The sequence below is a fragment of the Haloarcula sp. KBTZ06 genome (assembly GCF_048595605.1).
Classification (GTDB): Archaea; Halobacteriota; Halobacteria; order Halobacteriales; family Haloarculaceae; genus Haloarcula; species Haloarcula hispanica.
Genome location: NZ_CP184337.1, coordinates 1,557,086 through 1,571,668, shown reverse-complemented (window position 1 = coordinate 1,571,668; position 14,583 = coordinate 1,557,086). Strand labels below are relative to the sequence as shown.

Genomic DNA, 14,583 nt, shown 5'->3' with positions numbered 1-14,583 from the left:
TCGGACCGCCTGTGGATGGCGACGTACTCAGATGTCCTGCCAGTCGGTCGGCTCGCCGGCGAGGCCGAGCACGCGGGCCTCGCGGCCGCCGCCCTCGGCGTCGCGCACGTCGATCATCCCGTCGAACGCCTGCTTGATGACCTGTAGTGTCTGGTCGTCGTGGGCTCCCGAGTCGATGGTGAACACGCCGATGTAGCCCGCGGAGTCCAGCCGCGAGGACAGCACATGACAGAACTTGAACACGGTCTTCTTGTCCGTGTAGGTCAGCATCGTCGACAGCGAGACGAGGGCCAGACGGCCCTGTTCGTTGCCGGCGTTGTGTAGTCCCTCCAGCGCCTTCGTGATGCCGATACCGATGCCGGTGAGATCACCGGGCGAAGAGACGTGGTGGGCGTGGGCGTTGCCGATTGCCTCCTCGTCCGTGCCACCTTCGCCCCGACAGTCGATGACACCGAGCTGGGAGTCGTCGAGGTCGGGCACGAGCGACCGGAACTCCTCGACGACGCTGCCCGCGCCGTCTCCGGTCGTCACGACCACTGCGCCGTCGTCCTTTCGCAGACCATCGGCGAGAATATCGTATGCGAGTCGTTCCTTCCCGCTCATTGCTGGGCCGGAGATCAGGATGCTGGACCCTGGCCGGACCTCACTGAGCGCATCGAACTCTAGTACTGAGGTGAGATCATACATTGTTTGTCGCTCAGTTGTCTTCATCGTCGCTCAGTCCGCGAAGCGTTGCGATGAAATCGGAGTCGTCTTCGATGCCACCGAGTGTCTCCGAGAGGTCGTCTCGCATCTCTGCGACTCTCTGGGTCAGTTCGTCGTACTGGTCGCTCTCCGCCAGCTCTGCGCTCGATTTCGTCGCTTCCAGCGTCGCCTGCTTCTCGACGAGCGCGTAGTACTCCTGCAGCAGAGAGTCGTACTCGGAGCGGTCGAGCAGATTGTCGACCGTCTCGTGGAGCTGTTCGCTCCGGATCGGCTTTGAGAGGTATGCATCAAAGCCCATCTCCAGAATATCGAAGTCCGGTTCGACGGCAGTGACCATTGCCACCCGACAGCCCAGCTTCCGCTCGCGAATACGCTCCAGTACTTCGTCCCCGGAAAGTCCGGGCATCATCCGGTCGAGCAACACGACATCGACATCCGCGTCCAGTTGCTCCAGGCCCTCGTCGCCGTTCTGTGCCATGCGGACCTCGTACTCCTGTTGCAGCCACAGTTTGTACGTCTCGGCAACATCTGGTTCGTCTTCGACGATAAGCACCACAGGTAGGTCCGAATCTGACATAATGTTCTACTATCCCCCGTTTGCATATCCACGTACATAGCCCTGTGGGTGCGGGCGTGTAGCGCGTCTCGGCCGGTGACAGAACGATACCCACATCCGGGACGACGGCAAACAGGCCTGTAATGATCCGAAACCTCGCCCGTGGGCAGCAGGCCTTCACGAGCAACGTGTTCCTCGTCACTGGGGACCGAACCGTTCTGGTCGACGTCGGCAACGAGTTCGACGTGGTGTCGGCCGTCGAAGAGCACGTCGACGACATCGACGCTGTTGCGGTCACCCACACCCACTACGACCACGTCGAGAACCTCGACAGCGTCGTCGACGCCTTCGACGTGCCGGTGTACGGCTACGACACGGACCAGGACGGTGTCGAGCACGCTATCGCTGATGACGGAACGATACAGCTAGGTGACCACGACTACCGGGCGCTGCACACGCCCGGCCACAAGAACGACCATCTCTGCTTCTACTCGGACGAAGCCGGCGTCCTGTTCGCCGGCGACCTCGTATTCGCCAACGGGAGCTTCGGCCGGACCGACCTCGACGAAGGCGACCGTAGTCTGCTCGTCGACAGTATCGAGCAGGTGCTGTCGGTTGTCGACGAGGACCTGCAGGAGATGCACACCGGCCACGGGCCGAGCGTCACCGACGCGCCGTATCAGGACATCGAACTGGCCCTGCAGGCCGCGAAGTTCTGAGGCTGCGGCTGAGCGATAGTTTTAGTCGAAGGCACAGGCCAGCAAGGCGTCGTAGGCGTGGTCGTACGCATCGGCGACCGCCGCCGGGTCGTTGCGCTGCTCGCTGTCGAGCGCGGGCAGGCGCACCGCGGCGACCTGCTCGATAAGGTCGACGACGTTCGGCACCCGTTCCTCCAGTTGGCCGTCGCCGGGACCACCGGTGGCGATCTGACAGGCCTTGCTGTACCGGTCGCCGTCGTAGATGCGTGCTCGTCCCGGCTCGACGACGGCCACGGCGTCCGGTTCGATGCCCGACAGCGGCCGGGCCACGTCGCCGTAGGACTCTACGACCGCCCGGTCCGTCGTCTCGATGTCCGCGGCGAGTGACTCCAGTGCCTCGACGTGCATCACCCGCATCAGGTCGTTGAAATCGGCGACTGAGGTGACCCGTGGCGCGTTGGCAACCGGGAGTCGTTCGGCAACGGACTCCGGCAGGTCGACGGTCCCGTTGACGACGTATTCGACCCCGGTTTCAGAACTCGGACGGCCGACCCGGTCCACGACGAACTGCTGGTTTTCTTTCCCGAGCAGGCCCGTCTCGGCTCCCGGTGAGGGGTGCCAGAGGCGGTGAATCGGATTGATCTCTTCCGGTGCGACATCGCTCGGTGACGCGGCCGCGAGGCGCTTGGCGTCCTTGCCGTACAGCCGCCCCTCGTTTGTCGCTCGCTGATAGTCGTCGTGGTCGAACCAGTAGTTGTTGCCCGCTCTGGGCTTGAACCCCTGAGCGCTGGTCCGTTCGAGCAGGCCGACGCTGAACGTGGTCTTGCCCGCGTCGACCCGGTCACTGCCGGCAACGAGGAGCTTCATGACTCAGCGAGGCCGTACAGCCCGACGACGTCGTCGTCCTGCGGGTCGGCGATGACGAGGTCGTCCTGATTGAAGATCATCCACGGGATGGCCCAGTCGATGAACACCGACTCGCTGGCCTCGCTGAGTTCGGCGTCCGCCGGGAGGCCCTGCAGGAGGCGGGCGATTTCCGGGATGGTGTACAGTTTGTCGGCGTCGAGAATGTCCGCGGGTTCGTGGAGCTCGAACGACAGTATCTCGTCGAACTCCTGCTTGTCGACAGGCATACCCGCCGGTATGCCGAGCGAGTGGGTAAATCCCTCGAACTGGGCGGAACCCATTTACTCGCAGAGCCGGATTATACGTCAATGGCCACGCTGCTCGTTGCATATGCCTTTTCCCTGCTTGTCGTGGCCGTTGTCCTCGGGACGCTGTCGGTGTACGCGTGGAGCCGGCGTGACTCTCCCGGCGGGACCGCGCTCTCTGTTCTGCTCGCCGGGCTCTCGATATGGGACCTCTGTGCCGCGGTCGGTGTTTTGACGCGCGGGACTGAGTTGGCTCTGTTCTTCGCGTACGGCCTGTACGTCGGCGTGATGCCCGCGATGGCCGGCCTGTTCGTGTTCGCGCTGGCCTACACCGGCCGCGACCGGTATCTCGGCTGGCGGGCCGTCGCGTTACTGGCTGTCGAACCTCTCGTGTTCTTTGCCGCGCTGTTTGTCGGCCCCGACGGTGCGATATACGCTATCTCCGGCCCGACGGACGCTGGTATGTACGGCTGGGAGATAACCCCTGGACCGGTCTTCTGGGGGCATCTGGTATACTCCTATGCACTCATCGCCGTGTCGAGTGCGCTTCTCATCCACTACGCACTCGTCTCCGGCGGCCTGTACCGGAAGCAGGTGTACGCCGTCCTACTGGCTATCGTGCTCCCGTGGTTCGGGAGCGTTGTCAGCATCTTCGGTGATACCGCAATCGAATTTACACCGCTGTTGCTGGCTGGCACCGGGCTCACGCTCTCGTGGGCGTTTTTCAAAGGCCGACTGCTGGACATCTCGCCGGTCGCCTACCGGGAGGTCGTCGAATCCCTCAACAGCGCTGTGTTCGTCGTCGATACGGACGATACGATAATCGAGGCCAACGACGTCGGCCGGCAACTGCTCGGAGACGAAGATATCGTCGGGAAATCCGTCGAGGACGCGCTCGAAACGTCGCCAAAGCTACTGGAAAAGTACCGCGGCCTGAACGACGACGCCGAGGAAACGCAGGCCGTCATCGAGCAGCGCGACCGGTTTTTCGACGTCCAACTCACCCCGCTGTATGACTCCCACGACGCGCTGGTCGGACGCGTGTTTCTCGTCCACGAAATCACCGAGCAGAAAGAGCGCGAGCGGGAACTCGAACGCCGGAACCAGCAGCTCGACCAGTTCGCCGCTGTCCTCTCTCACGACCTCCGGAACCCGCTGAACGTGGCCTCGGGCCGACTGGCGCTGGCCCGAGAGCGGAACGACCCCGAAGAGTTCGACCGTGTCGAGGAGGCCCACGACCGGATGAGTAGCCTCATCGACGAGGTACTCGCCTTCGCCCGCGACGAAAAGACGACTGACAGGGTCGAGCTACAGCTTTCGGCGCTGGCGAAGGCGGCCTGGGGCCACGTCGACACCGGCAAGGCGACGCTGCGAATCGACGGCGACCGGGAGATTATCGGCGACCGTGACCAGCTCCTGCAACTGTTCGAAAACGTGGTTCGGAACAGTGTGGAACATGGTTCCACAGGCAGTCGACCAGATGCCGACGACAGCGCTGACCACGGGCACAGTCGGACAGGGTCCGACGACAGTGTGGCACACGGCGGCGCGGGGGTAACGATACGCGTTGACGCCACCCCGGACGGGTTCACGATCAGCGACAACGGCCCCGGCGTGCCGCCCGAGGAACGAGAGGAGGTATTCACGCACGGCGTCACCAGTTCCGAGTCGGGGACCGGCCTCGGACTGGCCATCGTCCAGCACGTCGTCGAGTCCCACGGGTGGGACGTCGAGATGACGGAGAGCCGGTCCGGCGGCGCGAAACTCGTCATTTCGGGGCTCGAAACAAGGTCGACACAGCTCTCTGAGACGCCGTCCTGAGCAGCCGACAGTATAAGGCCCGCTCGGCTGTGAACTGCGATATGGCTGACGACGACCACATTGGAGCGGTGCTCGCCCGGCTGTCCCGCGAACAGAAACTCGCGCTCGTTCGCGGCGCAACCGACCCGGAAGGCACAGCGACGGGATACATCTCTGGCGTTGAGGCGGCCGGGATTCCGCCGTTTCGCCTCGTCGACGGGCCGCTGGGAATCCGCGCTGAGGGCCAACGTGCGACCGCCTTTCCGGCGTCGATTGCGACCGCGGCGACGTTCGACCTCGACCTGGCTCGGCGACAGGGAGCGGCGATGGGCCGCGAGGCGACGGCGCTCGATCAGGACGCGTTGCTCGCGCCCGGCGTGAACATCATCCGGATTCCACACTGCGGTCGCAACTTCGAGTATCTCTCCGAGGACCCCGTCCACGCCGGCGCTGTCGGGGCCGGCCTTATCGACGGCATTCAGTCCGCGGATATCGCGGCGACAGTGAAACACTTCGTCGCAAACAACCAGGAGACACACCGCACGACCGTTAGCGCCGAAGTGGACGAGCGGACCCTCCGAGAGCTGTACCTCCCGCCGTTCCGCGCGGCCGTCGACGCCGGCGTCGGGTCGGTGATGACGGCGTACAACCGAGTGAACGGCACGCACATGAGCGACCACGAGCGCCTCGTCGGCGACGTACTCAAAGGCGAGTGGGGGTTCGACGGCTACGTCGTCTCGGACTGGTACGGACTGGAGAGCACCGTCGACGCGGCGAATGCAGGCATGGACCTGGAGATGCCCGGCGTGGCGGCCCCCGGCGCAGCGGAAGCCGCCGACAGCGACACCGCGGATGGCGACGAGGAGTTCGAGTGGCCCGACGGCATCCCGGACGCAACGCGGGCGGGCCTGTTCGGCGACCCGCTCGCCGATGCCATCGACGGCGGCGAAGTCCCGGCCGGCCGGCTGGACGACATGGTTCGGCGGATTCTCGGCCAGATAGATCGATTCGGGCGGCTGGACAGTAATCGGACTACTGCCGAAGCCGGTGAAAGCAGCGACGCGTCGGTGGGCGAACTCGACAGCCAGCGACACCGAGATATCGCTTCGGCCGTTGCGGCCCGCGGAACCGTGTTGCTCGACAACGACGGCGTCCTGCCGCTGGATGACGGGGCGGACGTGGCCGTCATCGGGCCGAATATCGACGAGCCGAAACTGGGCGGTGGTGGCTCCTCAGAAACAACGCCGATCCACTCGGTTACCCCGGTCGACGGGATCGAATCTCGTTCCGAGGGCGCAGTCACGACAGCGCTCGGCGTCCCGCAAATCGAATCCGTTTCGCTGTTCGACCTCCTGCCGTTCGTCGGCGAGGACGACGAAACCGACGGTGCGGCTGGCGACACAGCCGACCGGGAACCATCGCTCGACGACGCCGTCACGGCAGCCGAGTCCGCCGATGTCGCCGTCGTGTTCGTCCGCGACGCGACGACAGAGGCGCGGGACCGGGATTCCCTGAAACTGCCGGGACGACAGGATGAACTCGTCTCGGCCATCGCGGCCGCCAACGAGAACACCGTGGTCGTCGTCAGGTCCGGCGGCCCCGTAGAACTCCCGTGGCGGGAGGACGTGGCCGCGGTCCTCGAACAGTGGTATCCCGGGCAGGCGGACGGGGACGCGGCGGCCGCCGTCCTCTACGGCGACCGCGACCCGAGCGGCCGGCTCCCGGTCACCTTCGCCCCGGAAAGCGAGTATCCGACTGCAGGGACTGAACGCCGCTATCCCGGTGTCGATGACGAAGTCCACTACGATGAGGGCGTCTTTATCGGCTACCGACACTTCGACGACGCGGATGTGGACCCGACCTACCCGTTCGGCCACGGCCACTCGTACGCGGCGTTCGAGTACGGCGATGCCGAAACCACAGGCGAACAGACAGTCGCAGTCCCCGTCGAGAACGTCGCCGACAGGCCGGGCCGAGAGGTCGTTCAGGCCTACGTCCGACCGCCATCCGTGGACGGCGTCGACCGCCCGGAGCGCGAACTCGCCGGGTTCGAGGCCGTGCAGTTGGACGCCGGCGAACGGCAGACGGTGGAGCTGACATTGGACGACCTGGCGCTTTCGCGGTACGACACGGATTCCGGCTGGACAGTCGATTCCGGGACCTACACCGTCGAAATCGGCCGGTCGTCTCGGGACGTTCGGACGACTGTCCGAGTCGACCGCTAGCGCGTCCGGACTCGCCTCGGCTGAAACACCGATTTTCCGCTGGAGCCCGTCTGAAGCGGAAAATTCACGGCCGGGGATTTCAAGCCCCCTGACTACATACAGCCAGCTATGAGTCAAACGCTCGAAACCATGGAGCCGAACCCGGTGTGGGTCGAAGACGCCTATTCCGACACCGTCGACGTTCTCACACACTACGCTGATGAGTTCGAGTACAAGATCTGGGGCGGCGACTGGTGCAAGGACTGCCGGGCCCAGCTCCCCGACTTCGGCGCGGCCCTGAAAGCCGCCCATATCCCGGACGCCCAGATTCACCACTATCCCGTCGAGAAGGAAGACGACGGCTCGAAAACCGGACCACATGTCGAGGAGTACGACATCGAACTCATTCCGACGGTCGTCGTCGAGCACGACGGCGAGGAGATAGCCCGCTTTGTCGAGGAGGAGCCGGTCCCTATCGCCGTGTCTCTCGCCGACCAGATCGAAGACGCGATGGCGTGAGGCTACTCTCCGTCGTCGGCCGTTGTGCCCCAGTCTAACGCCGTCCCGAGGTCGTGTTTCGGCGGCGAACAGGCGAAGTTCCGGCAGGCGTACACCGTCGGCTCATCGTCGACCGGCTCGCGGCCGGCCCAGATCGGCGGCGACTCGTCCAGTTCGAGCGCGTCGAGCCACTGCTCGAAGCGGCCCTCGTCGGCCGGTCGGTGAGCCAGCAGGCGGCGCGGGACGTACCGCTCGGCGAGGGTCTCCGTCCACTCGCTCGGATAATCGGGCTGATTGCCGACCAGCGTCAGTTCCAGCGCACCCTGCTCGTAGGTATCCGTCGCTAGCGTGAGCGAGGCGTGCTGGAGCGGGTTCGAGGAGACGCGGTCGGCGTGGGTGCGGATGACCCGCTCTGCGACCGTCTCGAAGCGGTCATCGTCGCTGAAATGGGATAGCGACAGCAGGAGGTCGACGGCGACGCCGGTGCTGGAGGGCGTCGACTGGTCGGTCAGTTCCTGGGGTCGCGCGACCAGCGATTCGCCGCCGGTCGGCGTGAAAAAGAGCGTGCCCTCGTCGTCGTCCCAGAACGCCTCGGTGATGGCCTGGCCGAGGTCCATCGCGAACGCGAGGTGCTCCACGTTGCCGGTCGCCTCGAACAGCGTCAGCGCGCCGCGGCCGAGGAACGCGTAGTCCTCCAGATAGCCGTCGATGGCCACGTCGCCGTCCTTGTAGCGGCGATTGAGTCGCTCCGCATCGGCGTCCCACAGGTGCTCCCGAACGAACGAGAGGGCGTCGGCGGCCACGTCGGCGTAGGCGTCATCGAGGACAATCGCGCCCTCGGCGAACGCCCGAATCATCAGACCGTTCCAGCCGGCCAGCACCTTTTCGTCGCGGGCCGGCCGCGGACGTTCTTCGCGGGCCTCGAACGTCTCGTTCAGTGCGCGCTGGAGGCTCGCCGTGATTTCGTCCTCGCTTTGTTCGTACTCCTCGGCCAGCACTGACACCGGCTTCCGGACGGCGAGCACCGTCGCCCCCTCGAAGTTGCCCGGCTCAGTGACGCCGTAGTAGTCACAGAAGATGTCAGCGTCAGTCTCGTCATCGACGGCGTCGTGGACCTGCTCGGGCGTCCAGACGTAGAACAGCCCTTCCTCGCTGTCGCCATCCGAATCTTCAGGTGGGACACTTTCGGCGTCCAACGTGCTGAAAAAGCCCCCGTCGGGGTGTTGCAGCTCGCGCTGAACGAACTCGAAGGTCTCCCGCACGACCGACGCGTAGCGCTCCGAGCCGATGGCCTGGTAGCCGGCGAGGAAGGCCCGCGGGATCTCGGCGTTGTCGTACAGCATCTTCTCGAAGTGCGGGACGGCCCACTGCTGGTCCGTCGCGTAGCGGTGGAAGCCCCCGCCGACGTGGTCGTACAGCCCCCGGTCGGCCATCACGTCCAGCGTCTCCTCGACGACGGTCAGGTAGTCCTCTTGGCCGCCGTCCGCGTGGGCTCGCAGAAGTGCATGGAGCCGCCCGTTCTGGGGGAACTTCGGGCCACCGGAGCCCCAGCCGCCGTCCTGCCGGTCCGCGCCGCGGTGGGCGATGGTGCCGGCGGTCTGAATGATGTCCTCTGCGGGGTCCTCAGGGTCAGCCGGCGTCGCTTCGAGGTCGCTCTCGATGGCCTCGGTCCACTGCTGGGCGCGGTTCTCCATCTCCTCGCGCTGTTCGGGGTCCGACCACGAGTCGGCGAGCCGCTGGAGCAGGTCGCCAAAGCCCGGCTGGCCGCGCTTCTCCTCCGGCGGGAAGTACGTCCCGACGTAGAACGGCTCGCCTTCGGGCGTGAGCCAGGCCGACAGCGGCCAGCCACCGCCGCCGGTCACCTGCTGGCAGATGCTCATGTACACCGAATCGAGGTCCGGCCGCTCCTCGCGGTCGACCTTTATCGGGACGAAGTGCTCGTTGAGTTGCTCGGCGATGGCCTCGTTCTCGAAGCTCTCCTCCTCCATGACGTGACACCAGTGACACGCCGCGTAGCCGATCGAGAGGAAGATAGGCACGTCCCGTTCCTTGGCGGCCTCCAGGGCTTGCTCGTCCCAGGGCTGCCAGTTGACGGGGTTGTCCGCGTGCTGGCGGAGATACGGGCTCTCCGCCTCGCCGAGTCGATTGCGAGATGTCGGGTCCGTCGTGTCGCTCATGCCTGTCTCTCGGAGTGCCGGACTCAAAAGGGGTGTGTCCTCCGTGACTGTCTCTCTCGGACCGAGGTTATCACAAGAAATTTGCGTAGATATGATGACCATTTGCCATGAGCAAGACGGTGTCCCTCTCGCTGTCGGGTCGCAAGCGGCAGTTTCTCGTCGGCGCCGTCGTCACAGTCTTCTTTTTCGGCCCAGTGGTCGCCGCCGGGCTCAGCGTGCTGGGGCTCACTGTCCTGCAGTCGTTCGGTGTGGCAATCGGTGGGGGCCTCGCCCTGACCACGGTGTGGGTCTGGAAACGGGGTGGCAACACCGATGACGGGTCGGCGTGGGACGCCATTCCTGAGTGGCAGTACAACGGCCGCTTCGCCGAGGCCGGCGGCCTCACTCGGAGCGAGCAGGAGGCGGCTATCGAGGACCTCCAAGAGCGTGAGTGAGTCGGCTTCGGGGCCATCGAGGGCGTCCCTGAACCCCCGAAAAGACAATACTTAGGTGAGAGCCAATCCGGCCTTCGAGTATGACAGAGACAGTGCTGCTCGTGGGTGGCGGCGGCCGGGAACACGCGATTGCGCGCTCGCTCGCGGACTCACCGGGGGAGCTGTACGCCTGTGCCGGCAACCGGAACCCGGGTATTGTCGCACTGGCCGACGGTTTCGAGGCACTCGACACGACAAACCCGACGGCAGTGACGACCTACGCCCAGGAGGTCGACGCGACGCTCGCCGTCATCGGACCCGAAGCGGCCCTTGCAGCCGGGGTCGCCGACGCGCTGGACGACGCCGGCGTCTACACCTTTGGGCCACAGGAGGCGGAGGCTCGCATCGAGACGGACAAGGCGTTCCAGCGGCGGTTCATGCGGGAACACGACATCCCCGGCTGTCCGGACTTCGAGACGTTCGAGGACATGGACGCCGCCTGCGAGTACATCGACGAGTACGACGGCGACCTCGCGGTCAAGCCCGCCGGCCTCACCGGCGGCAAGGGCGTCCGTGTCATCGGCGACCAGTGTACCGCCGCGGAGGCCAAGGAATACCTCCGGAGTTCCGACTACGACCGCGTCGTCCTCGAGGAGCGCCTCGTCGGCGAGGAGTTCACCGTCCAGGCCTTTGTCGCCAACGGCCAACTGCGCGTCACGCCGGCGGTGCAGGACCACAAGCGCGCCTACGAGGGCGACGAGGGGCCGAACACCGGCGGGATGGGGAGCTATTCGGACTCCAGCCTCCACCTCCCGTTCATGGACGAGGACGACTACATGGACGCCGTCGACGTGCTCCGGGCGACCGTCGACGCGCTTGAGGGCTACAAAGGTGTTCTCTACGGCCAGTTCATGCTCACCGAGACCGGGCCCCGCGTCGTGGAGTTCAACGCCCGTTTCGGCGACCCCGAGGCGATGAACACGCTGCCGGTGCTCAACACGGACTTCCTCGACGTGCTGACTGCCGCCCGCGACGAGGAGCCGTTGCCGCAACTCTCTTTCCGCCCGATGGCGACCGTCTGTAAGTACGCCGTCCCGGACGGCTACCCGACCGACCCCGACGCCGGGGCGAAGGTGACCATTGACGACGATGTCATCGCGGAAGTCGTTCAGGATCACCGCGAGCAGTCCGGCGACGACGCGGAGACGGCTCCGGAGGCGCTGCTGTTTTACGCCAGCGTCGACGACCGCGAGGACGGCATCTACACGACCACGTCGCGATCCTACGCCGTCGTCGGCCTGGCCGAAACGATTGGCGACGCAGAGGCCATCGCTGAGGCATCACTCCAACGGGCCGGCACGGAGGGGCTTCGGGTCCGCCACGACATCGGTACGGCCGACCTGGTTCAGCAGCGTATCGACCACATGAACGACATCCGCGGCGGCGCGGACTGAGCGCGTGGTGGCAGCGTCAGCGGTCACGCGCCGGAAAATCGCCGGGCGGTGAACGCCCTTGGCACTGACCACTGTCGACGTGCGGTCGTCGCTGAACGTTCTCGGTGCGATTTTGCAGTGGTTGGCCGTTCCGCTGGTGATTCCCGCACTGGTGGCTGTGTTGTACGGTGAGTCGCCGCTACCGTATCTCGTCACGATAGCGATTACGCTGGGCGTCGGCACAGCGCTCGCTCGCCTCCAGCGCAAGCGCATCGACGACCGCGAGGCGTTCCTGACGGTGTCGTTGGCCTGGCTGTCCATCGCCGTGGTCGGCGCGATACCGCTGTTCCTTGAGGGGACCGGCGTCTTCGCCACCCCCGTCAACGCGCTGTTCGAGGGAATGAGCGGCATCACCACCACGGGCGCGACCGTTATCCGGGACTTCGACGCCCACTCGCAGGCACTGCTGATGTGGCGGCAGGTCCTCCAGTGGCTCGGCGGCCTCGGCGTCCTGTTGCTCGCGACGGCCGTGCTCTCGCGGCTCTCGGTCGCCGGCGCACAGCTCATGGAGACGGAGACGCGGACCGAGAATGTGACAAAGCTTACGCCCGGCATCGAGGATACGGCGCGCATCCTGGGGTTGCTGTATCTCGGTCTAACAGCTGCTGCGGCGGCTATTCTGTTCGCGCTGGGAGTGAGCGGCCTCGCCCCGAAGATGACCCTCTTCGACGCGATTGCTCATGCGTTCACCGCCATCGCGACGGCCGGCTTCTCCCCACGGGCCGAGAGCATCGGCGCGTTCTCCCCGCCCGTCCAGTGGGCGGTGACGCTGTTCATGATCGTCGGCGCAACGAACTTCGTCCTGCTGTACGCGCTCGTTCGGGGCGACACTGACCGACTCCGGCAGAGCGAGGAGTTCCACTTCTACGTGGGGATTCTCGGGGTCGGCACCCTGCTCATCGGCGGCCTACTCGTGCTCGATCAGGGATTCACCGGTGGCGTCGGGGCGACGGTTCGCCACGCCGTCTTCCAGACCGCCGCCATCGTCACGACGACGGGCTACGCCTCAACGGATTTCAACACCTGGTCGGCCGGCGCAAAGAACGTCCTCTTCGTGATGATGTTCATCGGCGGGATGGCCGGGAGCACCACCTGCTCTATCAAGACGCTGCGCTGGCTCATCGTCACCAAGTCCTTCTGGCGGGACCTGAACGTTTCGGCCCACCGTTGGAGTGTCCGCCCGGTCCGACTGGGACGGGAAATCGTCGACGAGGACACCGTCCGCGACGTGTATGCGTACACGCTGGTCGCGCTGGTGTTTTTCATACTCGGTACTGTCCTGCTCGTGGCCGACGGCGAGCGGGCGGGCGCACCGATAACCGAGTTCGAGGCCCTCAGCGCCGCCGCGTCGATGTTCTTCAACATCGGTCCGGCGTTCGGGCAGGCCGGCCCCTACGGGACCTACGGGGGATTCGCCCAGTCGAGCAAGGTGCTGATGATACTGCTGATGTGGGTCGGCCGAATCGAAATCGTCCCCGTGCTGGTGATGCTGACGCCGACGTTCTGGACGCGGTGACCGCCGGCGAGCCGACGGGTTTGATTATCGCGGCCCCGTACACGACGGACGTGAGTGGTCCACGACACGACCGACTGCGCCAGCACCCGACGCCCGGCCCGCACAATTCCCTGTTCCCGTGGCCTGACGCCAAACACCCGCTCCGGGTGATGGTCAACTACGTCGTCATCCTCGTCTGTCGCATCTCGCCGAGCCTCCGACTGAAGAACTGGCTGCTCTCGCGACTCGGTGTCACTGTCGGCGACGGCGTCGCGTGGGGCTTGGAGTCAACGCCGGACGTGTTCTGGCCGGAACTCATCACCGTCGAGGACCACGCTATCATCGGCTACGACGCGACGCTGCTGTGTCACGAGTTCCTGCAGGACGAGTACCGCACTGGCGAAGTCGTTGTCGGCGAACGGGCCATGATTGGTGCGGGCGCGATTGTGCTTCCCGGCGTCGAAATCGGCCCGGGCGCACAGGTCGCCGCGAACTCGCTCGTGACTGCCGACGTGCCGCCAGAGACGACCGTTGCTGGCGTCCCGGCCGAACCGCTGGGCGCGGACGACGAGACAACCGAAGAAGCGTAACCTCACTTAGCCGCGAATACGGACGATACCCGTGTTGAACACGCGCTTGTTCGGGATGATGTACTCCTCGCCGTCGCTCTCGATACGCGTGACGAGGATGTCGACTTCTTGCACGATGCCGCTCTGGTCACCGATGACAATTTCGTCCCCGATGCTGTATGGCTCTGTCAACAGGAGGTAAAGACCGGCTGCACCGGCCTGCAGGATGTCCTTCAGTGCCAGTCCACAGACGAACACCAGCCCGAACGCGTACGCCCCGAGGAGAATGAGCAGGGCGAGCGTCTCGACGCCCAGTTGCCCGAGTGCGATGAGTACTGCCAGATAGAAGATACTGTACTTGACGAGTTCGGGCAGCACCGTCGCCTCGGGCATCTTGACGCTGCGCAGTCGCTCGGAGACGATGAGCTTGGCCTTGTCGCCCGCGATGAGGCCGATGATGACGGCGAACAGGGCGATAAACAGGTCAGGTAGGAACGACGTGAAGCGGGCCCAGTACAGTTCCGGGTCTGTCAGTTGCGCGATGTTGAGGACGGCGGTGACCGTCGTAATGTAGATAAACAGCGCCGCCAGGTTCGAGACGATGCCGACAGTTGATGTGCCGAGTCCCCGCGCCGTCCGCTCGAACGGTGTCCCCTCAACTGCCTCTGGCACACCGAGTTCGCGCATGAACCGCCGGGACGAGCGCCAGACGAGATAGCCGAGCACGATGCCAAACGCCAGTACCACGAGCGAAAAGACGAACGTTCCCTGTGGCGAGAACACCTGCCGGATGATGGTTGCCCAGTCGAAACCAAACTGCATCC

At 65.2% G+C, this 14,583-nt stretch carries 14 protein-coding genes; 8 read left to right on the top strand and 6 right to left on the bottom strand.

Annotated features, from left to right (window positions below; genetic code table 11):
* Positions 1-27: 27 nt before the first annotated feature.
* Positions 28-687: an RAD55 family ATPase gene (locus ACNO8S_RS08140; protein WP_044951863.1), complete on the bottom strand. Its 660-nt coding sequence runs from the start codon at positions 685-687 to the stop codon at positions 28-30.
* Between the two features lie 10 nt (positions 688-697).
* Entirely contained in the window at positions 698-1,282 is a 585-nt protein-coding gene (locus tag ACNO8S_RS08135; protein ID WP_023843291.1) for a response regulator transcription factor, read from the bottom strand.
* Positions 1,283-1,404: 122 nt separating this feature from the next.
* Between ACNO8S_RS08135 and ACNO8S_RS08130 the strand changes: the two genes are divergently transcribed.
* Entirely contained in the window at positions 1,405-1,980 is a 576-nt protein-coding gene (locus tag ACNO8S_RS08130; RefSeq protein ID WP_014040530.1) for an MBL fold metallo-hydrolase, read from the top strand.
* A 21-nt stretch (positions 1,981-2,001) separates the two neighbouring features.
* Here the strand turns inward: ACNO8S_RS08130 and ACNO8S_RS08125 are convergent, their stop codons facing one another.
* The gene (locus tag ACNO8S_RS08125; RefSeq protein ID WP_014040529.1) at positions 2,002-2,826 is read right to left on the bottom strand and encodes an ATPase; all 825 of its coding nucleotides are present in this window, start codon (positions 2,824-2,826) and stop codon (positions 2,002-2,004) included.
* Positions 2,823-3,146: a DUF5827 family protein gene (locus ACNO8S_RS08120; protein WP_023843290.1), complete on the bottom strand. Its 324-nt coding sequence runs from the start codon at positions 3,144-3,146 to the stop codon at positions 2,823-2,825. Before ACNO8S_RS08120 ends, ACNO8S_RS08125 begins: the two co-directional genes overlap by 4 nt.
* A gap of 27 nt (positions 3,147-3,173) precedes the next feature.
* Between ACNO8S_RS08120 and ACNO8S_RS08115 the strand changes: the two genes are divergently transcribed.
* From ACNO8S_RS08115 to ACNO8S_RS08105, 3 genes are all read left to right on the top strand, one after another.
* A complete protein-coding gene (locus ACNO8S_RS08115; protein WP_050038167.1) occupies positions 3,174-4,931 on the top strand; it encodes a histidine kinase N-terminal 7TM domain-containing protein in 1,758 nt (585 codons plus the stop codon).
* A gap of 41 nt (positions 4,932-4,972) precedes the next feature.
* Positions 4,973-7,135: a beta-glucosidase gene (locus tag ACNO8S_RS08110; protein ID WP_050038166.1), complete on the top strand. Its 2,163-nt coding sequence runs from the start codon at positions 4,973-4,975 to the stop codon at positions 7,133-7,135.
* A 108-nt stretch (positions 7,136-7,243) separates the two neighbouring features.
* A complete protein-coding gene (locus ACNO8S_RS08105; RefSeq protein WP_050038165.1) occupies positions 7,244-7,633 on the top strand; it encodes a thioredoxin family protein in 390 nt (129 codons plus the stop codon).
* 2 nt (positions 7,634-7,635) lie between these two features.
* Here ACNO8S_RS08105 and ACNO8S_RS08100 read toward each other — a convergent pair whose 3' ends face one another.
* Complete coding sequence (locus ACNO8S_RS08100; protein WP_420181773.1) at positions 7,636-9,789, bottom strand: thioredoxin domain-containing protein; 2,154 nt, start codon at positions 9,787-9,789, stop codon at positions 7,636-7,638.
* 107 nt (positions 9,790-9,896) lie between these two features.
* On the opposite strand from ACNO8S_RS08100, the gene ACNO8S_RS08095 reads away from it, so the two are divergent.
* The 4 genes from ACNO8S_RS08095 (at position 9,897) to ACNO8S_RS08080 (ending at position 13,780) form a co-directional block, all read left to right on the top strand.
* Positions 9,897-10,223: a hypothetical protein gene (locus tag ACNO8S_RS08095; RefSeq protein ID WP_014040523.1), complete on the top strand. Its 327-nt coding sequence runs from the start codon at positions 9,897-9,899 to the stop codon at positions 10,221-10,223.
* A gap of 80 nt (positions 10,224-10,303) precedes the next feature.
* Positions 10,304-11,656 carry a phosphoribosylamine--glycine ligase gene (purD, locus tag ACNO8S_RS08090; protein WP_050038162.1) on the top strand — a complete coding sequence of 451 codons (1,353 nt, stop codon included), beginning with the start codon at positions 10,304-10,306 and terminating at the stop codon, positions 11,654-11,656.
* Positions 11,657-11,714: 58 nt separating this feature from the next.
* Positions 11,715-13,211, top strand: coding sequence for a TrkH family potassium uptake protein (locus ACNO8S_RS08085; RefSeq protein WP_420181772.1), 1,497 nt, complete (start codon positions 11,715-11,717; stop codon positions 13,209-13,211).
* Positions 13,212-13,231: 20 nt separating this feature from the next.
* Positions 13,232-13,780 carry an acyltransferase gene (locus ACNO8S_RS08080; protein WP_175055171.1) on the top strand — a complete coding sequence of 183 codons (549 nt, stop codon included), beginning with the start codon at positions 13,232-13,234 and terminating at the stop codon, positions 13,778-13,780.
* A gap of 6 nt (positions 13,781-13,786) precedes the next feature.
* On the opposite strand, the gene ACNO8S_RS08075 is transcribed toward ACNO8S_RS08080, so the two are convergent.
* Positions 13,787-14,581 carry a mechanosensitive ion channel domain-containing protein gene (locus ACNO8S_RS08075; protein WP_004960988.1) on the bottom strand — a complete coding sequence of 265 codons (795 nt, stop codon included), beginning with the start codon at positions 14,579-14,581 and terminating at the stop codon, positions 13,787-13,789.
* Positions 14,582-14,583: the final 2 nt, after the last annotated feature.